This is a genomic window from Bradyrhizobium sp. GCM10028915 (genome assembly GCF_042666195.1).
Lineage (GTDB): Bacteria > Pseudomonadota > Alphaproteobacteria > Rhizobiales > Xanthobacteraceae > Bradyrhizobium > Bradyrhizobium canariense_D.
In genome coordinates this window covers 104,052-130,336 of record NZ_JBHTFN010000008.1, presented here as the reverse complement: position 1 = coordinate 130,336, position 26,285 = coordinate 104,052, and the positions used below count along the sequence as shown (strand labels likewise).

The 26,285-nt window shown below is 64.8% G+C and carries 24 protein-coding genes and 1 tRNA gene; 12 read left to right on the top strand and 13 right to left on the bottom strand.

Annotated elements, in window-relative coordinates; genetic code table 11:
* Both ACFQX9_RS06495 and ACFQX9_RS06490 read right to left on the bottom strand, forming a co-directional pair.
* A complete protein-coding gene (locus tag ACFQX9_RS06495) occupies positions 1-1,251 on the bottom strand; it encodes an arsenic transporter (RefSeq protein WP_018455238.1) in 1,251 nt (416 codons plus the stop codon).
* A 286-nt stretch (positions 1,252-1,537) separates the two neighbouring features.
* Positions 1,538-4,015 carry a PAS domain S-box protein gene (locus ACFQX9_RS06490; protein WP_018455237.1) on the bottom strand — a complete coding sequence of 826 codons (2,478 nt, stop codon included), beginning with the start codon at positions 4,013-4,015 and terminating at the stop codon, positions 1,538-1,540.
* Between the two features lie 215 nt (positions 4,016-4,230).
* Between ACFQX9_RS06490 and ACFQX9_RS06485 the strand changes: the two genes are divergently transcribed.
* From ACFQX9_RS06485 to ACFQX9_RS06470, 4 genes are all read left to right on the top strand, one after another.
* Positions 4,231-5,301, top strand: a complete 1,071-nt coding sequence (locus ACFQX9_RS06485) for a putative zinc-binding metallopeptidase (RefSeq protein ID WP_018455236.1) — start codon at positions 4,231-4,233, stop codon at positions 5,299-5,301.
* A gap of 183 nt (positions 5,302-5,484) precedes the next feature.
* Positions 5,485-7,500, top strand: a complete 2,016-nt coding sequence (locus ACFQX9_RS06480; protein WP_377787283.1) for an acetyl-CoA carboxylase biotin carboxylase subunit — start codon at positions 5,485-5,487, stop codon at positions 7,498-7,500.
* 163 nt (positions 7,501-7,663) lie between these two features.
* The gene (locus ACFQX9_RS06475; protein WP_018455234.1) at positions 7,664-8,530 is read left to right on the top strand and encodes an oxaloacetate decarboxylase; all 867 of its coding nucleotides are present in this window, start codon (positions 7,664-7,666) and stop codon (positions 8,528-8,530) included.
* Positions 8,527-8,826, top strand: a complete 300-nt coding sequence (locus ACFQX9_RS06470; protein WP_007603158.1) for an acylphosphatase — start codon at positions 8,527-8,529, stop codon at positions 8,824-8,826. The genes ACFQX9_RS06475 and ACFQX9_RS06470 overlap by 4 nt, the downstream gene beginning before the upstream one ends.
* Before the next feature lie 8 nt (positions 8,827-8,834).
* Here ACFQX9_RS06470 and ACFQX9_RS06465 read toward each other — a convergent pair whose 3' ends face one another.
* Together ACFQX9_RS06465 and ACFQX9_RS06460 are read right to left on the bottom strand one after the other, a co-directional pair.
* Entirely contained in the window at positions 8,835-10,355 is a 1,521-nt protein-coding gene (locus tag ACFQX9_RS06465) for a PAS domain-containing sensor histidine kinase (RefSeq protein ID WP_085351344.1), read from the bottom strand.
* Positions 10,356-10,502: 147 nt separating this feature from the next.
* The gene (locus tag ACFQX9_RS06460) at positions 10,503-11,357 is read right to left on the bottom strand and encodes a LysR family transcriptional regulator (protein ID WP_377787276.1); all 855 of its coding nucleotides are present in this window, start codon (positions 11,355-11,357) and stop codon (positions 10,503-10,505) included.
* Positions 11,358-11,469: 112 nt separating this feature from the next.
* Between ACFQX9_RS06460 and ACFQX9_RS06455 the strand changes: the two genes are divergently transcribed.
* A complete protein-coding gene (locus ACFQX9_RS06455) occupies positions 11,470-11,892 on the top strand; it encodes a 4-oxalocrotonate tautomerase family protein (protein ID WP_018455230.1) in 423 nt (140 codons plus the stop codon).
* A 56-nt stretch (positions 11,893-11,948) separates the two neighbouring features.
* Here ACFQX9_RS06455 and ACFQX9_RS06450 read toward each other — a convergent pair whose 3' ends face one another.
* Together ACFQX9_RS06450 and lipB are read right to left on the bottom strand one after the other, a co-directional pair.
* Entirely contained in the window at positions 11,949-12,662 is a 714-nt protein-coding gene (locus ACFQX9_RS06450; protein WP_247371855.1) for a DNA helicase, read from the bottom strand.
* A 184-nt stretch (positions 12,663-12,846) separates the two neighbouring features.
* A complete protein-coding gene (gene lipB, locus ACFQX9_RS06445) occupies positions 12,847-13,584 on the bottom strand; it encodes a lipoyl(octanoyl) transferase LipB (protein WP_085351346.1) in 738 nt (245 codons plus the stop codon).
* A gap of 79 nt (positions 13,585-13,663) precedes the next feature.
* On the opposite strand from lipB, the gene ACFQX9_RS06440 reads away from it, so the two are divergent.
* Together ACFQX9_RS06440 and ACFQX9_RS06435 are read left to right on the top strand one after the other, a co-directional pair.
* Entirely contained in the window at positions 13,664-13,906 is a 243-nt protein-coding gene (locus tag ACFQX9_RS06440; RefSeq protein ID WP_085351347.1) for a FliM/FliN family flagellar motor switch protein, read from the top strand.
* 218 nt (positions 13,907-14,124) lie between these two features.
* Positions 14,125-14,209, top strand: a tRNA-Leu gene (locus tag ACFQX9_RS06435).
* Between the two features lie 185 nt (positions 14,210-14,394).
* On the opposite strand, the gene fdhD is transcribed toward ACFQX9_RS06435, so the two are convergent.
* Positions 14,395-15,168, bottom strand: coding sequence for a formate dehydrogenase accessory sulfurtransferase FdhD (fdhD, locus tag ACFQX9_RS06430; protein ID WP_377787271.1), 774 nt, complete (start codon positions 15,166-15,168; stop codon positions 14,395-14,397).
* A gap of 216 nt (positions 15,169-15,384) precedes the next feature.
* On the opposite strand from fdhD, the gene ACFQX9_RS06425 reads away from it, so the two are divergent.
* Together ACFQX9_RS06425 and ACFQX9_RS06420 are read left to right on the top strand one after the other, a co-directional pair.
* Positions 15,385-17,706, top strand: coding sequence for an FdhF/YdeP family oxidoreductase (locus tag ACFQX9_RS06425; RefSeq protein WP_377787268.1), 2,322 nt, complete (start codon positions 15,385-15,387; stop codon positions 17,704-17,706).
* 34 nt (positions 17,707-17,740) lie between these two features.
* Positions 17,741-18,349, top strand: a complete 609-nt coding sequence (locus ACFQX9_RS06420; protein ID WP_377787266.1) for a cysteine hydrolase family protein — start codon at positions 17,741-17,743, stop codon at positions 18,347-18,349.
* Between the two features lie 12 nt (positions 18,350-18,361).
* Here the strand turns inward: ACFQX9_RS06420 and ACFQX9_RS06415 are convergent, their stop codons facing one another.
* The 5 genes from ACFQX9_RS06415 to ACFQX9_RS06395 form a co-directional block, all read right to left on the bottom strand.
* The gene (locus ACFQX9_RS06415) at positions 18,362-19,522 is read right to left on the bottom strand and encodes a DUF305 domain-containing protein (protein WP_018455223.1); all 1,161 of its coding nucleotides are present in this window, start codon (positions 19,520-19,522) and stop codon (positions 18,362-18,364) included.
* The gene (locus ACFQX9_RS06410) at positions 19,519-19,698 is read right to left on the bottom strand and encodes a hypothetical protein (protein ID WP_018455222.1); all 180 of its coding nucleotides are present in this window, start codon (positions 19,696-19,698) and stop codon (positions 19,519-19,521) included. The genes ACFQX9_RS06415 and ACFQX9_RS06410 overlap by 4 nt, the downstream gene beginning before the upstream one ends.
* A 143-nt stretch (positions 19,699-19,841) precedes the next feature.
* Positions 19,842-21,446, bottom strand: coding sequence for an alpha-amylase family glycosyl hydrolase (locus ACFQX9_RS06405; RefSeq protein WP_377787264.1), 1,605 nt, complete (start codon positions 21,444-21,446; stop codon positions 19,842-19,844).
* A gap of 27 nt (positions 21,447-21,473) precedes the next feature.
* On the bottom strand, positions 21,474-22,016 hold the full coding sequence (locus tag ACFQX9_RS06400; protein ID WP_204511419.1) for a hypothetical protein: 543 nt from the start codon (positions 22,014-22,016) through the stop codon (positions 21,474-21,476).
* 12 nt (positions 22,017-22,028) lie between these two features.
* Positions 22,029-23,204 (bottom strand): zinc-dependent alcohol dehydrogenase, encoded by a 1,176-nt coding sequence (locus tag ACFQX9_RS06395; protein WP_085351352.1) that lies wholly within the window; start codon positions 23,202-23,204, stop codon positions 22,029-22,031.
* 170 nt (positions 23,205-23,374) lie between these two features.
* Here ACFQX9_RS06395 and ACFQX9_RS06390 point away from each other — a divergent pair, with 170 nt between their 5' ends.
* The gene (locus tag ACFQX9_RS06390; protein WP_377787260.1) at positions 23,375-24,157 is read left to right on the top strand and encodes an SDR family NAD(P)-dependent oxidoreductase; all 783 of its coding nucleotides are present in this window, start codon (positions 23,375-23,377) and stop codon (positions 24,155-24,157) included.
* A 331-nt stretch (positions 24,158-24,488) separates the two neighbouring features.
* On the opposite strand, the gene ACFQX9_RS06385 is transcribed toward ACFQX9_RS06390, so the two are convergent.
* Positions 24,489-24,899: a response regulator gene (locus ACFQX9_RS06385; protein ID WP_083926391.1), complete on the bottom strand. Its 411-nt coding sequence runs from the start codon at positions 24,897-24,899 to the stop codon at positions 24,489-24,491.
* An 89-nt stretch (positions 24,900-24,988) separates the two neighbouring features.
* Between ACFQX9_RS06385 and ACFQX9_RS06380 the strand changes: the two genes are divergently transcribed.
* On the top strand, positions 24,989-25,996 hold the full coding sequence (locus ACFQX9_RS06380; protein ID WP_247362515.1) for a chemotaxis protein CheB: 1,008 nt from the start codon (positions 24,989-24,991) through the stop codon (positions 25,994-25,996).
* A gap of 8 nt (positions 25,997-26,004) precedes the next feature.
* Positions 26,005-26,271, top strand: coding sequence for a hypothetical protein (locus ACFQX9_RS06375; protein ID WP_018455213.1), 267 nt, complete (start codon positions 26,005-26,007; stop codon positions 26,269-26,271).
* The last annotated feature ends 14 nt before the right edge of the window (positions 26,272-26,285 follow it).

Genomic DNA, 26,285 nt, shown 5'->3' with positions numbered 1-26,285 from the left:
TTACCTGATCGCGGCCGCCAAGGCCGCGATCAGGGCCGGCGGCGTCACGAGCAGTCCGAGCTTGAGGAACGGCCAGGCGCCGACTTCGATCTTCTCCCGCCGCAGCGCCACCAGCCACAGGATGGTGGCGAGCGAACCGGTCACCGACAGATTGGGACCGAGATCGACGCCGATCAGGATGGCGCTCACGACCGGCGCGGGCAAGTGATCGCTGGCGGCGACCGAGCCGGCAACGAGACCGACGGGAAGGTTATTGGCGATGTTGTCGGCGACCGCGGTGGCGATGCCGACGCTCCAGGCCGCCTTCGTCACGGATTGTCCGACAGCTTCATGCAGCAGCGCGCTGAGCTGCCCGATCACGCCGGTCTTGATCAGCGCTTCCACCATCACGAACAATCCGCCGACCAGCGGCAGCACGCTCCAGGAGACGCCGCGCAGCACGGGGAGCGGCGATTGCCGGTTGAGCAGCAGCACGATTGCGGCTGTCACCACGCCGCAAACGAAGGTCGGCAGGCCCAATTGCTTGTCCAACGCGGAGGCCGTGACCAGCACGACGCCGATCGCCACGATGCCGATGGCCGTCAGCTTGCCGCCGCGGCCGAGCTTGGGATGCGGCACTCTGCGCGCGATCGTCTCTTCCTTCAGGGCGCGGTGCTGGGTCAGGCGCAGCACGACATAAGTCAGCAGGATCGAGGCCGCCGAGGGCAGGGCGAACAGCCGCAGCCATTCGGTGAGCGCAGGCATGTGGGCGCCGAACACGACGAGATTGGCGGGGTTGGAGATCGGCAGCACGAAGCTCGCGGCATTGGCGATGAAGGCGCAGACGAAGAGATAAGGCAGCGGCTTGGCGCCGGCCGCACGCGTCGCGGCATAGACGGCGGGGGTCAGCACGATCGCGGTGGCGTCGTTCGAGAGCAGGACGGTGACGAGCGTGCCGACAATGTAGATCAGCAGGAACAGCCGCTGCGGCGAGCCGCCGGCATGTTCCACGGCGAGCGCTGCGAGATAGTCGAACAGGCCTTCGAGCCGCGCCAGCTCGGCGATCAGCATCATGCCGATCAGGAAAAGATAGACATCCACGCCTTTCTCGATGCCGGTGAGCGCATCCCGCCAGGGCAGCAGACCGAACAGCACGAGCGCACTGGCGCCGATGATGGCCCAGATCGCCTCCGGCAGGCGAAAGGGCCGGATGATGACGCCTGCGGTCGCGACGACGATGATGCTCCAGGCCCAGATGGCGTTAGACGGCACGTTCGATCCTTGAGATGTGTCGGTTCATTCGGCAGCGATAGCGGAAGCCGATGTCGATGTCTTCCCCCCGCGAGCGCGGACGGCTATCTGCGATTGCCGCGTCTCGGCCCGAGTTTCAGTCCACAATGTTGTTCAAAAGCCCGTTGGGTTGGAGCGGCGCGATAGCGCCGTCATTGCGAGGAGCACAGCGACGAAGCAATCCAGACTGTTTCCGCGGAAAGATTTTGGATTGTTTCGCTGCGCTCGCAACTACGGAGTTTGTGGCAGCTTCGTGCGACCATAACACTCATCGCGCCATCGACGGCTTTGCCGTGATTGCCTTGCGCAAGATGCGCGACAGGGCTTCGACCGAATACGGCTTCTGGATCAGCTCGAAACCGCGATCGGCGTTCTCGGCGAGAACGTTGCTGTAACCAGAGGTGAGCACGACGGGCAGGCCCGGATAGCGTTCGCGGATGATGCCGGCGAGCTCGACGCCGTTCATGCCGGGCATGATGACGTCGGAGAAAACGAGATCGACGGCGAACTCGTTCTCGCCGAGAATGGCGAGCGCCGCATTGGCGTTGGCGGCGCGGCGGACGACATAGCCGAGGTCTTCCAGCAGCTCGGTGGAGAACCGGCCGACCTCGTCGTCGTCTTCCACCACGAGCACGCGATAGCCGCGCCCGGTGGCCGCGGCCTCATAGGTCAGCGCCGCGGCTTCCTGATCTGTCGCGGGGCTGTGCGCCCGCGGCAGATAGATGGTGAAGGTCGCGCCTTCACCATGGGTGCTCGTCACGGCGATGTCGCCCTCGGACTGCTTTGCGAAGCCGAAGGCCTGGCTCAAGCCGAGGCCGGTGCCCTTGCCGACCTCCTTGGTGGTGAAGAACGGCTCGAAGATGGCTTCGATGTTTTCGGGCGCGATGCCGCTGCCAGTGTCGGCAACGGAGATCGCGACATAGTCGCCGCCGCGCGCCGGTTGCGTGCGGAGGTCGGGGATTCCCTGAACTTTCCGGACCGCAATGGTGAGACGGCCTTCGCCGTCCATGGCGTCGCGGGCGTTGATGGCGAGGTTGATCAGCGCGGTCTCGAATTGCGCGATATCGGCGACCGTGAAGCAGTCGCCATCGTGAACCTCCACCGCAATTTCGATGCGGCCACCGACCAGCGGCCGGACCAGCTGCGCGACCCCTTCAACCTGGCTGCCGACGTTGAAGATCTGCGGTTTCAGCGGCTGCCGGCGCGCAAACGCCAGCAGCTGGGCGGTCAGCTTGGAGGCGCGCTCGACGGTGTCCGAGATAGCATCGACATAGCGGCGACGGCGCTCCTCCGGCAGCTCGCGGCGGCGCAGGAAATCGGTGGCCGAGCGGATGATGGTGAGCAGATTGTTGAAGTCGTGCGCGACGCCGCCAGTGAGCTGGCCGATCGCCTCCATCTTCTGCGATTGCCGCAACGCTTCCTCGCCGCGGCGACGCTCGGTGATGTCCACAGCCTCAGGCACCGCGCCGGTGATGTTGCCGTGGCGGTCGAGCACCGGGCGCATGCCGAACTCGAAATCGCGCTCCCCGATGGGAAGGCGCAGGCGCATCTCCATCCGCACGGCTTCGCCCTTGAGCACGGTGTCGAAGGCCTCGCGCACTCGTGCGCCCATGCCCTCCGTCGTGCTGAACCAGGGCGTCTGCCACAACGGCTTTCCGATCACATCCGCAGGGCTCGCCTTGATGGCGTCGAGCACGGTCGTGTTGGCGTAAAGCAGCTCGCCACTGAGATTGACGAGGCCCTGATACTGGTTGCTGGTCTCCAGGATGGCGCGCAGCCGCGCCTCGTTGGATTCGAGTTCGGCGGTGCGCTGGACGATGCGTTCTTCCAGCGTCTCGTTGAGCTGCCGGAGCTCGATCTCGGCCTGTTTGGCCACCGTGATGTCATGGGCAACGCCGATGAAGCCGATATGCCTGCCGGTCGGGTCCCAGCGCGGCTGCGATTCCGAACGCAGCCAGCGCCATTCGCCGGCGGCGTTCTTGTAGCGGGCTTCCAGCACGAACGGTTTGAGTGATGCTTCGCCCTGAACGGATTGCTGTAGCACGTGGGGCAGGTCGTCCGGATGCAGCACCTTGCGCCAGTCGAAGGCAATGGCCTGGTCGTAGGGCAGGCCGACGAAATCGACATAGGCCTGGTTGGCGAAGGACCGTGTGCGGTCGAGTTTGGTGACCCAGATCGGCACCGGGGCGCTGTCGGCGATCAGCCGGAAGCGCTCTTCGCTCTCGCGCAGGGTCTCACGCACCAGCATCTGGTCGGTGACGTCGATATGGGCGCCGACGAGGCGAAGGGCGCGGCCGCCACCGTCCCGCTCGATCTTGGCGACGACGCGGATCCAGCGGGTCTCGCCGTCGCTGGGGCGGATGATGCGGTATTCTGCGGTATAGTCCTCACTGGTGCCGGACAGCGCTTCGATGAAGTGCTTCACCGTAGCGTCCCGGTCGCCGGGATGAATGCGATTGATCCAGTCCTCGTGCGACTCGTCGGCAGCTTCCGGCGGCAGGCCGTGAAGCATCAGATATTCCGGCGAACGGCGGTTCTTGAAGCCTTCGCGGAAATCGACTTCGAGACCGCCGACCTTGCCGATGCGCTGGATGCGCGCAAGTTCGGCTTCGCGCTCCTGGAGCGCGCGATAGGCGTTGTCGCGCTCGCGCGCAACATCTTCCAGGTGCTGGCGCAGCTTTTCGGCGGCGATGGTCTCGGGCAAAGGATCGTTCAAGGCGTTGGCCGTTGTGATGCGAGAGCGCACGTGGCGGACCGATATTCACACAGACGTAGCGCGATGGCCATTGCTCAGAGGGAATATGGAAAGAAAGGCGTCGCCGGATGCAGTATGGTGGGCATGAGCGAACGCCAAGTCTGGCTATTTGTTCCGAACATTGGAACGATGAGCCCGCCGCGCGCGTATCCGCGAGGCGCCACAACTGTCATTCCCAAAAGCTCCCTTTCCGAAGAGGCTAAATCTTGAAGCTTTTTGTCTGCCAGGCCTGCGGCAACGTCCTCTATTTCGAGAACCGCACCTGTGAACGCTGCGGCCATCGGGTCGCGTTCCTGCCGGAGAAGGAGACGATGTCGGCGATCGAGCCCGACGGAGAGGTCTGGGCCACGCTCGCCGACAAGGGCAGCGGACGCATGCCGTGCCGTAATGCCGAATATGATTCCTGCAACTGGCTGACGGATGCAGGTGATACCACCGGCTATTGCCGCGCCTGCCGGCATAACGGCGTCGTGCCGGATCTGTCGGATCAGGCGCAACTCGCCGGCTGGCGCGAGCTGGAGATGGCGAAGCACCGGCTGTTCTATTCCCTGATCCGCTGGAAGCTGCCGCTCCAGACCCGGCAGGACAATCCCGAACATGGCCTGATCTTCAATTTCCTCGCCGACGATCCGCAGAGCGGGCAGAAGGTCCTGACCGGCCACGACAACGGCCTGATCACGATCGCGCTGACCGAGGCCGACGACATCGAGCGCGAGCGGCGCAGGCTGGAGATGGGCGAGCCCTACCGGACGCTGCTCGGGCATTTCCGCCACGAGGTCGGGCACTATTTCTGGGACGTGCTGGTGCGCGACGGCGGCATGCTGGACGAATGCCGCGCCGTGTTCGGCGACGATTCCGCCGATTACGGTCAGGCCTTGCAGCGCCACTATGCCGAAGGCGCCCCGCCGGACTGGCAGCAGAACTACGTTTCTGCCTACGCGACCACGCATCCCTGGGAAGATTTCGCCGAGACCTGGGCGCACTATCTTCACATCGTCGACACTCTGGAGATGGCTAGCGAGTTCGGCATGGAGGTGCGGCCCAAGGTGGACCGCGACGGGGAGTTGACGGCGCGCATCCGCTTCAACCCGTACGAAGCGAGGGACGTCGAGGCCATCGTCAACGCATGGCTGCCCTTCACCTTCGCCATGAACAGCGTCAACCGCGCCATGGGCATGCGCGATCTCTATCCGTTCATCCTCTCGCCGGTCGTTGTCGACAAGCTCGGCTTCATTCACGGCCTGGTCCGGAACGTGGGCAAGGCCGGGAAGCCGTAGGCCGTCCGGGGCCTGTCAGGCCCGTTTCGGTCTTGCTTCGGTCTTGCGCTGGTACGCCAGAGGGGCCGGATTTTGACCGTTGCCTCCAGCCTATTTTGATGTACCACGGGAGCCACACGGCCCCTCCCATAGGCTCCAACGGCCAGGGAAGGGTCCCGCCCAAGGTCGAGACTCAAGAAAAGCATGTTCAAACGCATTCTGATCGCCAATCGCGGCGAAATCGCCTGCCGGGTCATCAAGACCGCTCGCCGCATGGGAGTTCAGACGGTCGCGGTCTATTCCGAGGCCGACCGCGACGCTCTCCATGTCGAGATGGCCGACGAGGCCGTGCTGATCGGCCCGCCGGCTGCGGCCGAGAGTTATCTGGTGATCGAGAAGATCGTGGAGGCCTGCCGCAAGACCGGCGCCGAGGCCGTGCATCCCGGTTACGGCTTCCTGTCCGAGCGCGAGGCGTTTCCGCGCGCGCTGGAGGCGGCCGGCATCGTCTTCATCGGCCCCAACCCGGGCGCGATCGCGGCGATGGGCGACAAGATCGAATCCAAAAGGGCTGCCGCGAAGGCAAAAGTCTCGACCGTGCCCGGCTATCTCGGCGTCATCGAGGACGCTACGCACGCGGTCAAGATCGCTGACGAGATCGGCTATCCCGTGATGATCAAGGCCTCCGCCGGCGGCGGCGGCAAGGGCATGCGCATCGCGCATTCGACCTCCGAGGTCGCCGAAGGGTTCAACCTCGCCAAGGCGGAGGCCAAGGCCTCGTTCGGTGACGACCGGGTCTTCATCGAGAAGTTCATCGTCGATCCCCGCCATATCGAGATCCAGCTGCTCGGCGACAAGCACGGCAACGTGATCTATCTCGGCGAGCGCGAATGCTCGATCCAGCGCCGCAACCAGAAGGTCATCGAGGAAGCGCCGTCGCCGCTGCTCGACGAAGCCACCCGCCGTAAGATGGGCGAGCAGGCGGTCGCACTCGCCAAGGCGGTGAATTACGACTCCGCCGGCACCGTCGAATTCGTCGCGGGGCAGGACAAGAGCTTCTACTTCCTGGAGATGAACACGCGCCTCCAGGTCGAGCATCCTGTCACCGAGCTGGTCACCGGCGTCGACCTCGTCGAGCAGATGCTCCGCGTCGCCGCCGGCGAGAAGCTCGCCATTGCGCAGAAGGACGTCACGCTGACCGGCTGGGCAGTGGAGTCGCGCCTCTACGCGGAGGACCCGTTCCGCAACTTCCTGCCCTCGATCGGGCGCCTGGTGAAATACCGTCCGCCGGCGGAAGCGAGCCAGGACGGCATCACCGTGCGCAACGACACCGGCGTGCAGGAGGGCGGCGAGATCTCGATCCATTACGATCCGATGATCGCCAAGCTCGTCACCCACGCGCCGTCGCGCGCCGCCGCGATCGAGGCGCAGGCCACTGCGCTGGACTCGTTCTATGTGGACGGTATCCGCCACAACATCCCGTTCCTGTCGGCGCTGATGCATCATCCGCGCTGGCGCGAAGGCCGGCTCTCCACCGGCTTCATCGCCGAGGAATTCCCCAAGGGCTTTGCCGTGCGGGTGCCTGAAGGCGAGGTCGCACGGCGGCTCGCTGCGGTCGGCGCCGCCATCGATCACGTGCTCGGCGAGCGCAAGCGGCAGATCTCGGGGCAGATGGGCGGCCGCATCGTGCAGCGCGAGCGTCGCCGTGCGGTCTGGCTCGACCGCCAGGAGATCCTGCTGGAGATCGCGCGCGAGGGCGAGGCGGTCGCGGTGCGTTTCGTCAATGCTGACGGCAAGACCGGCAATGCGCATCTGTTGCAGTCGCCGTGGAAGCCGGGCGATCCTGTCTGGCAGGGCACCATCGACGGGCATGTCGTCGCGGTGCAGGTGCGCCCGATCGCGAACGGTATCCGCCTCGGGCATCAGGGCGTCGAGGTGCCGGTCTATGTCTGGACCGAAGCGGAAGCTGCCTCGGCGCGGCTGATGCCGGTGACCACGGCTGCCGACACCGGCAAGAAGCTGCTTTGTCCGATGCCCGGTCTCGTGGTCTCGATCGCGGTGACCGAAGGGCAGGAGGTCAAGGCCGGCGAGACGCTCGCGGTGGTCGAAGCCATGAAGATGCAGAACGTTCTGCGCGCCGAGCAGGACGGCACGGTGAAGAAGATCCACGCCAGCGCCGGCGCGACGCTCGCGGTGGATGCGCTGATTTTGGAGTTTGCGTAACGTCATTGCGAGGAGCCACCGGGTCCGCGCGAAGCGCGGCCCGATGACAGGCTCCGCGACGAAGCAATCCAGTCTGTCTCTGCGGATGCATTTCTGGATTGCTTCGCTTCGCTCGCAATGACGGAGTATGCTGCGGCGTCCGTGACCTAACCGAGACATCACCATGGCCTTTCGTTCCCGCCGCGAAAAACTGCGATCAATCCTGTCGGGCGGGACGTGCGTCCATCCCGGCTCGGTCTACGACGCTATCTCGATCCGCATCGCCGAGGATCTCGGTTTCCCGCTCGGCATGTTCGGCGGCTCGGTAGCTTCGCTCGCGGTGCTCGGCGACCCCGACATCACGCTGATCACGCTCACGGAACTTGCCGAGCAGATGCGGCGGATGTCGCGTGCTGCAGCGCTTCCGGTGTTGGTCGATGCCGATCACGGCTATGGCAACGCGCTCAACGTGCGTCGCACGGTGCAGGAGCTGGAAACGGCGGGCGCCGCCGGCCTCACCATCGAGGACACGCTGCTGCCGGCTGGCTTCGGCGAAGCGAAGACGCAGCTGATCTCGCTCGAGGAGGGCGTCGGCAAGATGAAGGCGGCACTCGACGGCCGCGGCGACCCCTCGCTCGTCATCATGGGCCGCACCGGTGCGGCCTCGATCACCTCGATCGAGGATGCGATCCGCCGCGCCAGAGCTTATGAGGCTACCGGCGTCGACGCGCTGTTCTTCACCGGCATCAAGTCGCGCGCCGAGCTCGAGGCCATCGTGTCTGCGACGCGCCTGCCGATCGTGCTCGGCGGCGCGCCGGAGGAGTTGAACGTGCTCGAATACCTCGCTGGCCAGCGCGTGCGCATCGCGCTTCAGGGCCACGCGCCGATCGCGGCCGCAACGCAGGCCGTCTACGAGACGCAGAAGGCGCTACGCGACGGCACTGCGCCGAAGAATCTCAAAGGTCTCCCATCGTCGGACTTGACCAGCCGCGTCACGCGGGAGGCCGACGTCAAGGCGCGGAGCGCCGATGTCCTCGGACTGAAACAATGAGCCGGGCGATCCTCCAGGTCATGATCCGCGGCCGCGTGCAGGGGGTAGGCTACCGGGCCTGGCTCGAGTATCAGGCGACGACGTGCGGTCTCGAAGGCTGGGTCCGCAACCGCCGTGACGGCAGCGTCGAAGCGCTGTTCGCGGGGCCGCCGAAGCACGTCGCGGACATGGTTGCGCTGTGCCGCCACGGCCCGCCGTCCTCGCGCGTCGACAGCGTCACCAGCGAGACGGCCGACGTCGATGAACTGAACTTGCGCCGAGCAGGCGAGGCGTTTTCGGTGTTGCCGACGGTGTAGCTAAAGAATCACCGCGGCAGCTTGGCGATCGCTTCGCTCAATTCGTGGATCTCGTAGGGCTTGCGCAGGATCGGGAAATCGCCGCGCACGCCTGCGGCGACTTCGCTGTAGCCGGTGGCGAGCAGAATCGGCAGGCCGGGGCGGATCTGGCGGAGGTGATGGGCGAGGCTGAGCCCGTCCATCTTGCCGGGCATGACGATATCCGAGAACACGAAGTCGACGCCGTTCTTCTCGATCTCGCTCAAGGCGGCTTCGGCGTCCGCGACCCGGCGCACCTGATAGCCGAGCTGCTCTAGAAGGCCGATGCTGACGGCGGCGACGTCCGGATTGTCCTCGACCAGCAGCACCGTGCCGCTGCCTTGGAACGCCGGTTCTCCCGCCGCCTCACGCGATGGCTCGTCTTCTCCGCGCGGCAGCAGGATGGTGAAGGTCGTGCCCTTGCCGAGCGCGCTCGCGACCCGGACCGTGCCGCCGGCCTGATGGGCGAAGCCGTGCACCTGGGAGAGACCGAGGCCAGTGCCTTTTCCGATCGCCTTGGTCGTGAAGAACGGCTCGAAGATCTTGTCGAGAACGTCGGAGGGAATGCCGAGGCCGGTATCGGTGACGTCGATCGCGATGAATTCGCCCACGAGGGGGTCCTCGTCGAGCACGAGATTGCGCGCTGCGATCGTCACCGTGCCTCCGTCGGGCATCGCGTCGCGGGCATTGATGACAAGGTTGAGCAGCGCGGTCTCGAGCTCGGAAACGTCGGTCCTGATCGGCCAGACGTCGTCGCTGACGTCGAAAGCCAGGCGCACGGAGCTGCCGACGCCGGCATCGAGTACCTCGCGGATCGCCGCGATGCGGTCGGCGAAGTCGATCGCCTGCGGATTGACGCTCTGCCGCCGCGCGAAGGTGAGGAGCTGGTTGGTTAGCGCGGCGCCGCGCCTGGTAGCGGTTTCGATGGCCGAGATCGCGCGCTGAAGCTTGGCTTCGTCGTCGGCCCCTCGTTTCAGCATGTGGAGGCTGCCGCTGATGATCATCAGGAGGTTGTTGAAATCGTGGGCGACCCCGCCGGTGAGCTGACCGAGCGCGTCGAATTTCTGGGATTCGGCGAGCTGCTTCTGCATCGCCTCGAGCTTGAGCTGGGTATTGCGCCGCTCGGTGATGTCGCGCGTGATCTTGGCGAAGCCGACCAGCTCGCCGGCCTCGTAGATCGGATCGATCACGACGCTGGCCCAGAAGAAGGTGCCGTCCTTGCGGACGCGCCAGCCTTCCTCCTCGTAGCGGCCCTTTTCCCGCGCGATGCCGAGCGCACGGGCGGGCTTGCCGTTGGCGCGGTCGGTCTCGGTGTAGAACCGGGAAAAGTGTTGGCCGAGGATCTCCCCGGGTGAATAGCCCTTGATGCGCTCGCCGCCAATGTTCCAGCTGGTGATTCTCCCGGTGGGATCCAGCATGTAGAGTGCGTAGTCCGCAACTCCTTCAACTAACAGGCGGAAACTGCGTTCGCTTTCGAACAAATCCCTCTGCTGACTAGACTTCTCGACCATTCCCGGACCCTGCCTCAACGGGGGCAAACGCAGTAGGTGGCGGATTGTTCCCGGAGGTTGGAACATTTTTAGGCAACATTGCGCGTCCGTATGCAGGACGCGAGCCAGCAGACGCTCGCCCGCATTCGAGCCGGAAAGCCGTGCGCGTCAGACCGCCGCCACGCTACGGAACGTCGCCGCCACCGCACGCAGCGCCGCCAGCTTTGCGGGATCGCTGACCTTCGAATGGAGCATCACCTTTGAGCTGCCGAGTTTCGGCAGCTTGTGGGCGGGGCCGACGTCGACCAGGCCTACCGGCGCGATCCGTCGCGCCAGCGGCGCGATTGCAAGTCCGGCGAGCGCGGCTGCAACCACGGCGGTGACGCCGCCGCCGACGAAGCGCTCACGCCATTTCAGGCCGGCCTTGTCGAGCGCGCGCACAGCGATGGCGCGGACGCCGCAGGGCGGGGCGAGCGTCGCGAGCGGCAAAGGCTGCCCCTTTAGCACGGTGAAGCGTCGTGACGCGAACCAGCCGAATTCGTCCTCGGCCAGCGTCTCTCCGCCGCGCCGGCTGCCTTCCTGGCGGACGATCACCGCATCCAGTCGGCCCGCATCATAGGCCTCCTGCATCTCGCGCGAGAAGCCGATGATGACGGCAAGCGTGAGGTTCGACGACATCGCATGCAGGCGTTCGAGCAGGGGTACCAGCTCCGGCCCCGCAGCATGGTCGGAGATGCCGAGCGAGAGCGACTGCGCGACCGAGGCCTCGCCCAATAGCGCGCGGTCATGCGCCGCGATCAGCGCGCGGGCGCGCTCCAGGAACGTCGCGCCGTCTGCCGTGAGCCGGACCGCGCGCGGCGAGCGCTCGACGAGACGTTTTCCCAGCAGCGTCTCCAGCCGTTGCAGCTTGAGGCTGACAGCCGCCTGGGTCGTGCCGAGCGCTTCGGCGGTCCGCGTGAAACTCTGGAGGTCGGCGACCAGCAGGAAGGCCTGGACGGTGGCGATGTCGAGCGTTGCTATCATTACGATTTCTTATCACTGGTATCAACAGAGATAAGATACCAAAATGTCGAGGGCGGGTCTAGCTTCTCACCAACGCCGCGCAACACCTGCGCGACATCCGAGGAGAACGACCATGCCGCTGATCACCGTGTCCTACACCACCCCGCGCCAGTCGCCGCCGCTGAAGGCCGACATCGCGAGCGCCGTATCCGAGCTCACCGCAAAAATCCTGCACAAGGACCCTGAGGTCACGGCCATTATCGTGAAGTCGGTGGAGGCGAGCGACTGGTTCGCTGGCGGCAAGTCGCTCGCAGAGCAAAAGCTCGCGAGCTACTGGATCGACATTCACGTCAGCGAAGGCACCAACACAAAGGACGAGAAGGCCGCCTATCTCGCCGCGATGTTCCAGCGCATGGCCGGGATCCTGGGCCCGCTGCATCACGAGACCTATCTGCATGTCGACGAGGTCAAGGGCGACGCCTATGGCTTTGGCGGCCTGACCCAGGAGCGGCGCTACATCGCCGGCAAGCTCGAGGTTTCGCCGGAGAAGGCGTGAGGAGGAGGCCGCGGGTGAATAACCGCACCCGCGGCCTGAACCGTTGCCAGGGATCGTCAGCTCGCTATGCGAAACTGAACTTCGTCCTTGTTCAGGAAACAGGTCTTGTCGAACAGCTTCAGGTCGAGCGGGTTCGGCAGCCTGACATCGTCCAGGTCAGGGCAGGGTTTGAGCGAGGAATCATAGGAACGGTCGATCTGCGAGATGAAGACGACGATCAATCCCTTGTCGTGCGCGAATGATTTCAACGCGCGCACCTGAACGGTGAGGTCGGGATTTTCCCGCCGCTGGTCCAGCAGCTGCAGATAGTCGATCACCACGACCGTGCCGCGCGGTGCTGCGGCCATCTGCTTGACGACGTAGTCGGCACTGATGGCGTCGGAGCAATCGACCTCGAAGAGTTTTTCGAACCCCGCCAGATCCACGCCGATCGCCCGAAAGCGATCCAGAACGTCTTTCTCGGTGTATTCGAGCGAGAAGAACGCGGCGCGGTGGCCCGACCGCATCGCCTCTACGGCAAGCCCGAGGCTCATCAGGGTCTTGCCCTGGCCGGGACGCGCGCCCACCAGCACCAGGTCACCCGGTTGGAATTGCGGGAAAAGCCGGTTGGCCGGCGTCGCTGTGGCCGCTTTCGCCGCGAGCAGGCTCCATGCGGAAAAGCCTTGCGTCGCAGCGACGCGGTCGAGCGCATCGTGCAGCGGGATGCCTACCTCGCGGGACAAGCGCTTCGCTTTTCGTTTCAGATGATAAATGGGTGCAGACAGTCTCATCGCAAAAACCTCCCATTGCGAGCTGAAGCGCAACCCCTCCTTATGCCTTGGCGCTCGAACAGTCGGTCCGATGATCAATTCGCCCGGCATGACATCTGCTTTCCCGGCGGAGGGGGGAGGCGTGGGCGACACCGGAATCGAGGGTAGCTGATTCCGGGTTTGCCGAGAATGAGGGAGACCGAAGTTAGGCCGCTGCTTCCGGCATCAGCGCCTGGGTCGGCCCGAACAGCTCCTCGAAGGCTTGCCGAAGCGCCACGTCGACATCGCTCATCGTCAGGAGCTGGCCGAGATCGACCAGCGAGGTGACGCCGTAGCGGGGATCGGCGACGCCGCAGGGCACGATGCCGGCGAAATGTGACAGCTCCGGCTCGACATTGATGGCAATGCCGTGAAACGAGACCCAGCGCTTCAGCCGGACGCCGATCGCGGCGATCTTGTCCTCGTGCTCGGGTCCCTTGTCGGGCCGCTTGACCCAGACGCCGACCCGGTCCTCGCGCCGCTCGCCACGGATGTTGAAGGCGGCGAGCGTCTGCACAATCAGCTCCTCCAGGCTCGCGACATAGGCCCGGACATCCGGCCGGCGGCGCTTCAGGTCAAGCATGACATAGGCCACGCGCTGGCCGGGCCCGTGATAGGTGAGCTGGCCGCCGCGCCCGGTGGCAAAGGTCGGGAATCGGGCATCGAGCAGGTCGGTGGTCTTGCCCGAGGTGCCGGACGTGTAGAGCGGGGGGTGCTCCAGCAGCCAGACCAGCTCCGGGGCTGCACCGGCCGCGATCGCCGCGACGCGCGCCTCCATTTCGGCGACCGCCTCCGGATAGGGCACCGGCGCGTCCGAAATCCGCCATTCCACCGGCTCGCCGGTGGAAGCGGAAAACGGCGTCAAATCGAGCTCTTGGCGGGGGTGTTGGGGCGAATTAACCATTGGCTAACCATAACCGGGTGATGATCCCAGGAGCAAATACCAGTCCCTAGTCCTAGTCCCAAGTTGCGGTGGTGCTGAAGTGCCTACTCTCGACAAAGTCACCGTGGACCTCATGGTCGTCCTCGGGACGACGACCATGCCGATCCATCAGGTATTGCGTCTTTCCCGCGGCGCCATCATCGAGCTGGACGCAACCGAGGCCGACGAGGTCAAGGTTCTGGCCAATAATTTGCCGGTCGCCTCCGGGGTCGTGCTGGTCGACCGCAACCGCATCGCGGTCGAGGTCAAGCAGATGCTGCCACGTGTCCCGGGCACACGGTAGCGGCCCGGCAGGCGTCGCGGCCCGGGCACGCGTCGCGGCCTGGGCACGCAGTAGCGGCCGGGCAGGCGGAAAAGGCCGATCCCGGCGCAAGGAGCCGGAACTTTCCCGCCAAGCTTGTGGAATTCAGGGCCTTTGGAGGCTTGTACCCCTCTGACGGATTTGTTAGATCGGCGCCGTTGATCCGGTTGGCCTTCAAGCCTCAAGCCGGCATCCCCAAAGCGCTCGTGGCGGAATTGGTAGACGCGCTGCCTTGAGGTGGCAGTGAGTAAAATCGTGGGGGTTCGAGTCCCTCCGAGCGCACCAAGCAAACAGACACGCGAAAGATTGTTTCGCGATTTTCGGTGCCCGCCCTGTTCGCGCTGCGGACCTGGAACGGGGCCTCCCCAAGTCTTCGATGTTCGATCTCGCGGCCGAGGGTTCGCTCCTTCGGCGCGATCGGGCATGAAGTTGCCTGGCGAAGTTCGCTATGCCCTCACGTCCGGGTTCCCTTAGTTTGCCTGCGGTCGAGACTCCGGCTCGATCTGCGTGGCGGCGTGCTTAAACACCCTCGCCGGATGGCTGAAGATCTCGAATTCGTCGCCCCGCGCTATGCCGACAAGCGTGATCCCGCTGGCTTCGGCCGTTCGGACTGCGAGCGCGGTCGGTGCAGACATGGCAACGACGACGCCGGCGCCGATCGCGGCGGTTTTTTGCACCATCTCGACCGAAATCCGGCTGGTGAGAATGACGGCGCCAGCGCGGCCGGATGCTCCTTCCGTCGCGAGAGCGCCGGCAAGCTTGTCGAGGGCGTTGTGGCGCCCCACGTCCTCGCGCACCGTCATGGTCTTGCCGACTGGCTCGAAAAAACCCGCGGCGTGAGCGGCGCGTGTCTTGTGGTTGAGGATCTGTGACTCGCTGAGGGTTGCGACGGCCGTGCTGATCTGCTCCGCCGTGAGGTTCGCTGGCTGCTCGACGCACTGAACGATCCGCCCGGCTTCCCGCAAGCTGTCGATGCCGCACAGGCCGCAACCCGTCGGCCCGACCAGATGTCGCCGGCGCTCCTTCAGGCGGCGCCCGGCGTTCGTTCGCAGCCATAGCCGCAGTTCGATGCCGTCGCGACCGGGAACGACCGTGAGCTCCTCGATCTCGCCGATGTCCCCGATGATCCCTTCGGTCAGGCTGAATCCCACAGCAAGATCGGTCAGATCGGCGGGCGTTGCCATCACAACGGCGACGGTCGTTCCGTCGTAGACGAGTGCCACGGGACATTCCTCCGCCAGCATCCGCTCATCCCGCGTTCCGCTCGACGTCAGCCGGGGCATTCTCACGGATGCCGTGGGCATGGATGCGCGATCGTGTGCGCCGGATCGAGAGCCGTGCATGGGTGTTCGTCCTACGTCGATTCATCGACGCACGAACCGGAGCAAGGTTCCGAACGCTTGGAACTTGCCATCCCATCTCGGGTTTTGCGTGCAGGGCTTGCGATTGAAGGAAACGCCATGCGGCAAAAGGCAAAGGTCGAGAACTATGATGCGCCGGCAGGCGGCTGGGGCTCGCTCAAAGCCGTTGCCAATATCCTGACACAGGAAGAGGTCGCCATTCTCGGCAGCGAGATCCTGCTCAAGCAGAACAAGCCGGACGGATTCATGTGCGTGAGCTGCTCCTGGGCCAAGCCGGCCAAGCCGCGTCCGTTCGAGTTCTGCGAAAACGGCGCCAAGGCGACCGCCTGGGAGATTACGCGCAAGACCGTGACACCGGAGTTCTTTGCGCAACATACGCTGGCTGAACTACGAACTTGGTCCGATCATCAGTTGGAGGAGCAGGGGCGCCTGACGACGCCGATGCGTTACGACAGGGCAAGCGACAAATATCTGCCGGTCGACTGGGAGGAGGCCTTTGCGGCTATCGGCGCCGAGCTGAACCGGCTCGATCCCCGTTCGGTCGTGATGTACACGTCTGGACGTGCCTCGCTCGAAACCAGCTACATGTACCAATTATTCGGCCGCATGTACGGCACCAACAATTTCCCCGACAGCTCGAACATGTGCCACGAAACCACGTCGGTGGCGCTGCCGGAGGTGATCGGAGTTCCGGTCGGGACCGTTCTGCTGGAGGATTTCGAGACTACCGGTTGCATCTTCTTCTTCGGCCACAACACGACCACCAATGCGCCGCGCATGCTGCATCCGCTCCAGGAGGCGGCGCAGCGCGGCGTGCCGATCATATCTTTCAATCCGCTGCGCGAGCGCGGCCTGGAGCGTTTCGTCAATCCGCAAAATCCGGTCCAGATGATCGCCGGCGGCACGCGCATCAGCTCGCAATATTATCAGGTGCGGGTCGGCGGTGATGCTGCGGCGATCGTCGGGATTTGCAAATGGGTGATCGAGGCGGACGACCTCGCGCGCAAGAATGAAGCTGCGCGCGTGGTGGATGTCGAATTCATCCAGCAGCACACGGCCGGCTTCGAGGAGTTCGCCGCATTCTGTCGTACACAGGATTGGGACGAGATCGAACGGGCCTCGGGGCTTTCGCGCGGTGCGCTGCGCGAAGCCGCGAACACCTATATGGAAGCCAAGGCTGTGATCGCCAATTACGGCATGGGCATCACCCAGCACAAGCACGGCGTCGAGACGAACAAGATGATCGTCAACCTGCTGCTGCTTCGCGGCAATATCGGCAAGCCGGGCGCGGGCATTTTGCCGATCCGGGGCCACTCCAACGTGCAGGGCCAGCGCACCGTCGGCATCTCCGAGAAGACCAAGCTGGTGCCGCTCGACAAGCTTGCGGAGCTTTACGGTTTCGAGCCGCCGCGGTGGGAGGGACTGTCCACCGTCGACGCCTGCCAGGGTATTCTGAAAGGCGACGTTCGCGGCTTCGTCGGCCTCGGCGGCAATTTCCTGCGCGCCGTTCCGGAGCGGTCCCTGATGGAGCCCGCCTGGTCCGGCCTGCGCCTATCGGTGCAGATCGCGACCAAGCTCAACCGGACCCACCTCGTGCCGGGCGAGGTCACTTATCTGCTGCCGTGCCTCGGCCGGATCGAGATCGACCGGCAGGCCAGCGGCGCACAAGCGGTGTCGATGGAGGATTCCACCACCTGCATTCACGGATCGCGCGGCCAGCGCAAGCCGGTGGCCGACCATCTCCTGTCGGAGCCGGCGATCGTCGCCGCCCTGGCAAAGGCAACGTTGAAGCCCAACCCCAAGATCGATTGGGACGCCTGGGTCGCCGACTATTCGCGGGTTCGGGACGCCATCGAGCGTACCTATCCCGACCAGTTCAAGGACTTCAATGCGCGCATGTTCGAACCCGGCGGTTTTGCGCGGCCGCTCGCGGCGCGCGAGCGGAAGTGGAAGACCCCGAACGGCAAGGCCAACTTCACCGTTCCGAAGTCGGCCTTCGCGCCGCCGCGCGAGACCGACGGCGTCTATGAGCTGATGACACTGCGCGCGGACGGGCAGTTCAATACGACGATCTACGCAGAAGGCGATCGCTTTCGCGGCATCGAGGGCGGCCGCTACGTCGTGTTCATGAATCCCGCCGACATGGAGGGAGACGGGTTGAAAGCAGGAGATACCGTCACGCTGGTGACGGGGGCGGGCGACGGTGTCGAACGCAGCCTGAGCGAACTCCAAATCGTCCCCTATGGCATCCCGCGCAGGAGCATTGCGGCTTATTATCCGGAGTGCAACGTGCTCATTCCGCTCTGGCATTACGCGGAGGGCAGCAAGGTCCCTGCGGCAAAATCCATTCCGGTGCGTCTGTTCAAGGACATCCTTCCAGAGATCGTCGAGGCCGGAGAGGCTCCGATCTCGGCGTCGTGAACGCCGTCGATCACGCCCACAGGAGTGAAGGACGATGAGAGACAGCGCGTCGGACGTGACCGACATCAGCGACGCCGTTCACTTGTGCATCGACATGCAGAACATCTTCGCTCCGGGGGGCCTTTGGGAGACGCCATGGATGGCGCGAGTGTTGCCGACGATCGCCTCGATCGTTTCGCGCCATCAGGCCAGAACGATCTTCACGCGATTCATCACGCCGGAAGATCCGGAAGATCGTCCCGGACAGTGGCAGCGCTATTTTCGTCGCTGGAGCGAAGCGACCCGCAAACATCTGCCGCCATCCGGCCTCGAACTCGTGCCGGCTCTGAGCCGCTTCGTTCCGCCGGCTGCCGTCATCGACAAGCCGGCCTATTCCGCGTTCAGCAATCCTGGCCTCGCGAGCCTGCTGATCGACAAGAACGTCGGCACGGTCGTCATCACCGGGGCGGAGACGGACGTCTGCGTGCTCTCGACGGTCCTGAGCGCCGTCGATCTCGGCTTCAGGGTCGTCATCGTCGAGGATGCGCTGTGCAGCTCGTCCGACGTCGGCCATGATGCGCTGATGACGATGTATCGCACCCGCTTTCACGGCCAGGTCGATCTGATGACCGCCGAGGAATTGGCGGAGTTCTGGCGCGAGTAGGGCACGACCCGCTCAATTGACATTGTCGCCGAGCATGTTGCGGAAGGCGGCGGCGACGGCGGCAATGCCGCTGGCGCCGTGCATCAGCGCGATCTCGCCCTGTTGCTCATGGCGGATGGCGTGGGCCATCACACGCAGGCGCAGATCGCCGCGGCTATGCCACATCTGGTCGGCCATCCTGACCGCGCCTGCGTGATGCTTGCTCATCGTCTCGACGAACACCGTGTCGAATTGGTCCGCCGGCGCGGCCTTGACCTGTCGCATCTCGGCCTGTGTCAGGAAGCCCGGCATGGCGGCACGTTCGTCCGAGCTGCAATCGGGCATCTCGGTGTCGAACCAGCTCAGCCACCACGTCTCGAAAATCCGGTTCTCGCCGGTCTGGCTTGCGACCATCAGCATCGCCAGCTTTCGCAGATGCGGGTCCTGCGCGCGCTCGGTGGCGATCCGGGCCAGCGCGATGCCCTGGGCGTGATGCGCAGTCATGTGACGGATGTAAGTCTGGTCCGCGTCCCTGTCGCGGCCCGCCCACTGCGGCTCGTAACCATGGCTGCCGAACAAGGCTGCCGCGCCGAGCAGTGCGATCAAAGCCAGCGCGCCGGTGATCCAGGCATTGGTGAAGCGAACATCGCGCGCGGGTGCTGCTCCCCCGGTCCAGCGCAGCCGGGCAAACAGGGGGTACATCACGGCCGAGGAGCCGTGGACGAGCAGGCCGATCCAGTAGGGCTGCTGCAGCGTGAACAGCGGTTGCCAAAACGGAAACAGGGGCACCAGCACGAACCATTCCATGCTTGACGAGAACACGGCCCAGGGCAGCGCGAGCAGCAGGATCGTCAGCGGCCGCAGGTCGGCGGTCCAGCGCCCGAGCACACCGAAGAACACCAGCGCCCAGGAGAAGTCCGCCCATTGGTGGAAGGCGATCCCGACAAGGATCGCGCTCCACGACGGCTCTGCGCTGATCGCCCAATCGCGCGCGGGGATGGCGGCGACCGTCATCCAGTCGACGGCGGCATCGCGTCCGATGCGCGCGGCGAACAGCTGGCTGACGATGGTCGAGAAGGTGCTGCTGACCAGGCCGAGTTCGGCAGCGGCGACCCAGCGCGAGCGTCGCCGTGAGGCGGCTTCATCACCGGTGCGAATTGACTTGGAAATGGCTGACGGCGCGGCGGCGTTCACGTCAGCTGATTGAGTTTCTTCAACGGATTGAGCTCGCTCGGCTTGCTCTGTTCGTCCCGGCCGCGCTCCGCTTGCTGCTTGCCTTCCTCATGGAGATCCTGATCCCCGACGATCTCGCCGACGGCCTGTTTCGTCTTGCCGGCGATCCGCTGACCGAGGCCCTTGGTCTTGCTCATGATCCGCCTCCTGGCTGACGCCGCCACCCCGGCGCTTGAAGGGGGTGAGCGCCGGGGCTGCGGTTTCGTCTATTCAGCCTCCGGCAGGGGGGACGTCGGAGGCGTTGATGAGACTCTCTGACGCGCGGATGGTTCCTCGGCCGTCACCGTGGCTCGAGTTCGATGATCACGCCTTCATTGCCGCGGAGCAGGATGGAGGCGTCCGGCAGCGGCTCGGACGGCAGGTCGAGATGCGTCGACATCAGCAGGCGGCCGCGACCTTGCCAATGCAATTTCCGCGGCTCGGCGGCAATGTTGAGCGCGACCAGAATTTCCTTGCCGCCATCCGTCCGCCTGTAGGCAAGAACGTCGTTCTGCGCGCGTAGGGGCTCGTAGCCGCCGTGGCGCAGGCACGCGCGCTCGCGCCGCAGTCGCATCAGCGCGCGAAACAGCGCCAGGATCGAACGTGGGTCGCGCTGCTGCGCGGCCACGTTGGCCGCGCCGTCGCGCGGCTCGAGCGGCAGCCATGGATCGCCGGTTGTAAAGCCGCCGTTGCTGCTGTCATCCCATCGCATCGGCGCGCGTTCGGGATCGCGGCAAAGGCCATACCCCGGCACGAGCTTCTCGAAGGGATCGTGGACGCGGTCGGGCGGAATGGGAACGCGCTTGCGGCCGATCTCGTCGCCCATGAAGAAGAAGGGCGTTCCCCGCAGCGTCATCAGCAGCATCGCCAGCACGCGCATTTGCGGCTCGCCGATTTGGCTCGCGATCCGTTGCTTGTCGTGACCACCGATCACCCAGACCGGCCATGCATGATCCGGGATGGCGTTGAAATACGCGTCGATCGTTGCTTGCAGGGACAGCGCGTCCCATTGCGAGTCCAGCAGTGCGAAATTGAGGGGCAGATGCAGGCGCGGTCGGTCGTTGCCGTAGAAGTGGCCGATGCGGTCGGTCTTGCCTTGGACTTCACCGCACAACATCCGCCCTGGATAGCCGTCGATCACCTCGCGAATGAATTCGATGCAATCCATCGTCTCCGGCCGGTCGTCGGTAAAGACGGGCGTCTGGCGCTGCGGCGGCGGCTTGCCTTTCGCTTGCGGGTTATGCGGATTGTCGCGCAGCAGCGCGTCCTTGATCAGGACCGCGCTGGCATCGACGCGAAAGCCGTCGACGCCGCGATCGAGCCAGAAGCGCATGACGTCGGCGATCGCGGCGCGCAGTTGCGGGTTGCGCCAGTTCAGATCGGGCTGCTCGACCAGGAAGGAGTGATAGTAATATTGCCGCCGCGCCTCGCACCATTCCCAGCCGCTGCCGCCGAAGCGGCTCAGCCAGTTGTTGGGCGGGCCGCCGTTCTCGGCTGCGTCGGCCCAGATGTACCAATCGGCCTTCGCGCTGTTCCGTGAGCTGCTGCTCTCGATGAACCATGCGTGATCGTTCGCGGTATGATTGGGCACGAGATCGAGGATCACGCGGATATCCGCCGCGTGCAGGGCCTTGAGCAGGCGGTCGAACGCCTCGAGGCTGCCGAACGCAGGATCGATCGAGCAGTAGTCGGAGATGTCGTAGCCGAGGTCGCGAAACGGGCTCTTGTAGACCGGCGTCAGCCACACCGCGTCGACGCCGAGCCATTTCAGATAGTGGATGCGGGATGTCAGGCCGGCGAGATCACCCTTGCCGTCGCCGTCCGAGTCCTGGAACGAGATCAGTGCGATTTCGTAGATGACGGCGGATTCCCACCACGCACCTTCGTTACGGGACGCTTCGCTCATTGTCTTGCATCACCTCGTCGCGCGTTCTCAGGTCCGTTCCGTCGCGGCGTGCGCTGCGATCTGCTTGGCCGCGGTTCGGGCGCTCTCGATGCCCTTGGGAAAGCCGCTGCGGTTCGGATACAGCTTGCGCCGTGCGTCGCGCGGCGGCCGCTGCGGCTTGGTGTCCTGCGCGGCGCGGTAATCGAGCATCGCGATGCCGCCGACCATCAGCAGCGCCAGCGCGATATTGCCCTTTTTGGGATTGTCCGCGGTCAGCCCCGAGAGCAGCGCGGCGGCATCGAGGCCGTCGCCGCCGACGCGGGCCCACAGGCCGGCGTTCTTCTCGACCGAGAGCGTCATGACCCCGGCCAGGATCTCGCGCAGGCCGAAGGTGCGGACCAGCGTCTCATGGCCCTCCATGCCCAGCGTTTCCGTGACGCGCCGCGGCGCGAAGAATTCCACGACGCCGAGACCGATGCTGAACCAGCCGAGCGCACGGGCGAGCTGGTCTTCGGGCCGCTTCAGGCTCGGGCCACCCTCGACGATTTTCGGGTCGCCCTTGGTGCGAACGATGTTGGAGAAATGAAACATGGGTCTTGCTCCTCAGGGCTTCAGCACGACCTTGACGCAGGAGTCGCGCTTGTCGCGAAACACCTGGTACATCTCGGGGCCTTGGCTAAGCGGGACGGTGTGGGTGATGACGAAGGACGGATCGATCTGACCTTCCTCGATGCGATGGAGCAGGTCGTCGGTCCAGCGGTTGACGTGGGTCTGGCCGGTGCGCATCGTCAGGCCCTTGTTCATGAAGGCGCCCATCGGCAGCATGTCGGAGAATCCGCTGTACACGCCTGCCACCGAAATGATGCCGCCGGGCCGGCAGACATAGATCATCTCGCGCAGCACATGGGGCCGGTCGCTCTCCACCATGACCATCTGCTTGGCGCGGTCGAGCAGCGTGTCGGGCAGGGAAGCCATCACATGCGACTCCATCCCGACGCAATCGATACATTTTTCGGGGCCTCTGCCGTCGGTGAGCTCCTCGAGCCGCTCCAGGACGCTTTCTTTTTCGAAGTTGATGGTGGTGGCGCCGCCGGCTTCGGCCATGCTGAGCCGTTCGGGCAGGCAATCGATCGCGATCACCTGGTTGGCGCCGAGCAGGATGGCGCTGCGGATCGCCATCTGCCCCACGGGACCGCAGCCCCAGATCGCGACCGTGTCGGTCGGCTCGATGTCGCATTGCACGGCGGCCTGCCAGCCGGTCGGGAAGATGTCGCTGAGAAACAGCAACTGCTCGTCGGGAATGCCCGCGGGCACCTTGATGTGCGTGGCGTCAGCGAACGGCACGCGCAAATATTCGGCCTGGCCGCCGGGATAGCCGCCGGTCAGGTGCGTATAGCCGAACAGGCCGGCGCCCGAATGACCAAACGCTTTTTCAGCGAGATGACTCTTGCGATTGGTGGTTTCGCAAACCGAGAAATTGCCACGCTTGCACTGGTCGCATTCGCCGCAAATGATTGTGAAGGGCACGACGATGCGGTCGCCCTTCTTCAGCTTGCCGTCGACGCCCGAGCCGACCTCGACCACTTCGCCCATGGTCTCGTGGCCCATGATGTCCCCGGGCAGCATGCCCGGAATGTAATTGTGAAAGAGGTGCAGGTCCGAGCCGCAGATGGCGCAGCTCGTGACTTTGATGATGGCATCCCGCGCGTCCTGAATTTCCGGATCGGTAACGGTGTCGCAGCGTATGTCTTCCTTGCCGTGCCAAACCAGCGCCTTCATCTCTTTTCTCCCGAGCTACGAGGCAACCAAGTCGAACAACGAACGATGGTTGCTATTGCACAGTGCAAAATCTTTGCGCCGCACCAGCGTGCGTCCCGATAGGAACGAGCGCGCATTGCGGTGATTGGAGCGTCATCAATCCCCCTCGAGGATTAGCGAAGGATACGCTCATGCCCGCCAATCAACTTGCCGTCGTCACCGGCGCCTCCACCGGCATCGGGCTGGAACTCGCCAGATGCTGTGCCCAAGCAGGTTTCAACCTTGTCATTGCGGCGGACGAGCCCGAGATCGAGAGGGTGGCCGTCGATCTGCGCAGGCTCGGCAGCAGCGTCGAACCGGTCCAGGCCGATCTCGCCACCACCGAAGGCGTCGACAAGCTCTGCGCCGCGGTCGGCGACCGGCCGATCGACGCGCTGCTGGCCAATGCCGGCGTTGGTCTTGGCAAGGCCTTCCTCGACCAGGATTTTGCCAGGATCAAGCACCTCGTCGACACCAACATCACCGGCACGCTGTATCTGATCCATCGCGCCGGCAACGAGATGCTTCGCCGCAATTCGGGGCGCATCCTGATCACGGGCTCGATCGCGGGATTCACGCCGGGCAGTTTTCAGGCGGTCTACAACGCCAGCAAGGCGTTTCTTGATTCATTCTCATTCGCGCTCCGCGAGGAGTTGCGCGACAGCGGCGTCACCGTCACCTGCCTGATGCCTGGCGCCACGGAAACGGAGTTCTTCCGCCGCGCCGACATGATGGATACCAAGGTCGGCACCGATCCGAAGGACAGTGCCTACGACGTGGCGAAGGCCGGCTTCGACGCCATGTTGCGCGGGGAGTCCGACATCGTGACCGGAATGAAGAACAAGATCCAGACCACGATCGCCAACGTCACGCCGAACGAGATGCTGGCCAAGCAGCATCGCAAGATGGCGGAGCCGGGCACGGCGAAGTCGTAGAACGATACCGTCGCAATCTAAGCTAACCAGTGCGGCGCGGACCGATAAGGAGGACGCCGATTCACATAGCCTAATGCGCAAAGCTCCCCGCGCCGTCAGACTGGTTCGGCTGGAAAAAGGGGGCTGTGATGCCGATGGATCGCGTCGAACAGGCCTTTGTCGCAACGGCAATCACGGGTTTTCTCGTCATGATGGCGGCGATCGTCTGGATGATGATGGGTTGATGACCGGGAGGGCTGCTGATTTGCGGATCGCGTTGCCCTATGCTGCGGTGCTTCTGTGTCTGGCGGTGACCGCCTGGCTCGCTTTCGCGCATCTGTTCTGATCGCCGTCAGGCTCGGCCGTGCGGATCGGCGATCAGCGCCGCCAGCCTCTGTGCCATCGCAGGCATATCGATCGGTTTCTCCAGGATCGGCACGTCGTGGAATTCCGGACTGATCGTGACCTTGTCGTATCCGGTCGTGAAGAGGAAGGGGACGTTCCGTGCCTTCAGTTCGCGCGCGACCGGAAAGATCATCTCGCTGCGGATGTTCACGTCGAGCACGGCGGCATCCAGAACACTGCCGTCGTGCAGGATACGGAGTGCGTCGTTGAGATCGCCCACCGGGCCCGCGATGTCTGCGCCGAGCGCGCGACATGCTCTGCCAATGTCGTCGGCGAGAAAATATTCGTCCTCGACAATGAAGATGCGTCGCCCGCTGAGCGCCGACTCTGGACCTGACGATCGAGGCGACATCGCCATGGTGCCTTCCACCCCTTCGTTGCCGGTTCATAGGAACATAGGGCGGTGACCCGCCTTGGTACAAACGAATACAACCGATAGTGGGTTCCATGAGCAACCGCGACATCATCGTCATAGGTGGCTCGGCCGGCGCGACCGCGCCGCTGAAGCAGATCCTGGGCCGGCTGCCGCCGGATCTGCCCGCGGCGGTGTTCATCGTGCTGCACATCCCGGCGCAGGGCATCGGCATTCTCTCGACGGTGGCCAGCAGCGCCGGTCCGCTCCCGGTCCGGCAGGCCGAAAACGGCATGAAGATCGAGCCAGGCCGGGTTTATCTGGCCGCACCGGACCACCATCTGCTGCTGTCCGAGGATCGCGTATTCCTCGGGCGCGGCCCGCGCGAGAACATGGTCCGGCCGGCCATCGATGCCTTGTTTCGCTCGGCCGCCATCAACTACGGCCCGCGTGTGATCGGTGTGCTGCTCAGCGGCCTGTTGTCCGACGGTTCGGCCGGTCTCAACGCCATCAAGCGTTGCGGCGGGATTTCGGTGGTTCAGGACCCCTCGGATGCCATCGCCGATGAAATGCCAAGGAGCGCCCTCGAGGCGACCATCATCGATCTTTGCGTTCCCGGCGCCGGAATGGGCGACGTGCTGTCTGATCTCGCCAGGGAGGCTGCCGGCGCCGCACTGCCGATCCCGCCGGAGATCCGGCTCGAGGTCGAGATCGCGGCCGGCGAACGGATCGGCAGTGACCGTCTCGTCTCGATGGCCGATCCGGTTGCGCTGACCTGTCCGGCCTGCGGGGGCGTCCTGTCCGAGATGAAGGAATCGCACCCGATGCGCTTCCGTTGCCAGGTCGGTCACGCCTTCGCCGCCGACGTCCTCGCAAAAGAGCAGGAGGGGCAAGTGGATGAAGCCCTGCGGGTCGCACTGCGCATCATCGAGGAGCGGGCCGAGCTGGTGCAGCGCATGGCCGCCGACGGACGGCGCAACGGCCGGCCGGCGGTGGCCGAGATGTACCAGGCGCGCGCTGCCGAATATCGCGAATATGCCGACATGATCCGGCGCGTTGTGCTAAAGTCGCTCGATCCTCCCATTCGCAGGCGGGAGGCTTGAGGGTCGCGATGGCCATTTCCCTCGCCGAATGGACCGAGCAACTCGATACCGAGCGCCGCCATCTGATCAAGGCCGATCGGGATATCGAGGAGGGTTCGCGGCGCATCCTCGATCAGGAGGCGCGCATCCGCGAGCTCAGTGCCGGCGGCCACGACGCGGGCCAGGCGGAACGGTTGGTCGAGGCGCTGAAGCAGACCCTCACGGAATGGCTGCGCCATCGCGTCCTGATCGAGCAGCGGATCGCCTATCTTCGGCAGCAAGTCGGTCCGGAGTGATCTGGGGGCGTTGG

Coding starts and splice junctions, on each gene's coding strand:
- ACFQX9_RS06480 (WP_377787283.1), top strand. CDS start 5,485: ATGTTCAAACGCATTCTGATCGCCAATCGCGGCGAAATCGCCTGCCGG.
- ACFQX9_RS06475 (WP_018455234.1), top strand. CDS start 7,664: ATGGCCTTTCGTTCCCGCCGCGAAAAACTGCGATCAATCCTGTCGGGC.
- ACFQX9_RS06470 (WP_007603158.1), top strand. CDS start 8,527: ATGAGCCGGGCGATCCTCCAGGTCATGATCCGCGGCCGCGTGCAGGGG.
- ACFQX9_RS06465 (WP_085351344.1), bottom strand. CDS start 10,355: ATGGTCGAGAAGTCTAGTCAGCAGAGGGATTTGTTCGAAAGCGAACGC.
- ACFQX9_RS06460 (WP_377787276.1), bottom strand. CDS start 11,357: ATGATAGCAACGCTCGACATCGCCACCGTCCAGGCCTTCCTGCTGGTC.
- ACFQX9_RS06455 (WP_018455230.1), top strand. CDS start 11,470: ATGCCGCTGATCACCGTGTCCTACACCACCCCGCGCCAGTCGCCGCCG.
- ACFQX9_RS06450 (WP_247371855.1), bottom strand. CDS start 12,662: ATGAGACTGTCTGCACCCATTTATCATCTGAAACGAAAAGCGAAGCGC.
- lipB (WP_085351346.1), bottom strand. CDS start 13,584: ATGGTTAATTCGCCCCAACACCCCCGCCAAGAGCTCGATTTGACGCCG.
- fdhD (WP_377787271.1), bottom strand. CDS start 15,168: ATGCTGGCGGAGGAATGTCCCGTGGCACTCGTCTACGACGGAACGACC.
- ACFQX9_RS06425 (WP_377787268.1), top strand. CDS start 15,385: ATGCGGCAAAAGGCAAAGGTCGAGAACTATGATGCGCCGGCAGGCGGC.
- ACFQX9_RS06420 (WP_377787266.1), top strand. CDS start 17,741: ATGAGAGACAGCGCGTCGGACGTGACCGACATCAGCGACGCCGTTCAC.
- ACFQX9_RS06410 (WP_018455222.1), bottom strand. CDS start 19,698: ATGAGCAAGACCAAGGGCCTCGGTCAGCGGATCGCCGGCAAGACGAAA.
- ACFQX9_RS06405 (WP_377787264.1), bottom strand. CDS start 21,446: ATGAGCGAAGCGTCCCGTAACGAAGGTGCGTGGTGGGAATCCGCCGTC.
- ACFQX9_RS06400 (WP_204511419.1), bottom strand. CDS start 22,016: ATGTTTCATTTCTCCAACATCGTTCGCACCAAGGGCGACCCGAAAATC.
- ACFQX9_RS06395 (WP_085351352.1), bottom strand. CDS start 23,204: ATGAAGGCGCTGGTTTGGCACGGCAAGGAAGACATACGCTGCGACACC.
- ACFQX9_RS06390 (WP_377787260.1), top strand. CDS start 23,375: ATGCCCGCCAATCAACTTGCCGTCGTCACCGGCGCCTCCACCGGCATC.
- ACFQX9_RS06385 (WP_083926391.1), bottom strand. CDS start 24,899: ATGGCGATGTCGCCTCGATCGTCAGGTCCAGAGTCGGCGCTCAGCGGG.
- ACFQX9_RS06380 (WP_247362515.1), top strand. CDS start 24,989: ATGAGCAACCGCGACATCATCGTCATAGGTGGCTCGGCCGGCGCGACC.
- ACFQX9_RS06375 (WP_018455213.1), top strand. CDS start 26,005: ATGGCCATTTCCCTCGCCGAATGGACCGAGCAACTCGATACCGAGCGC.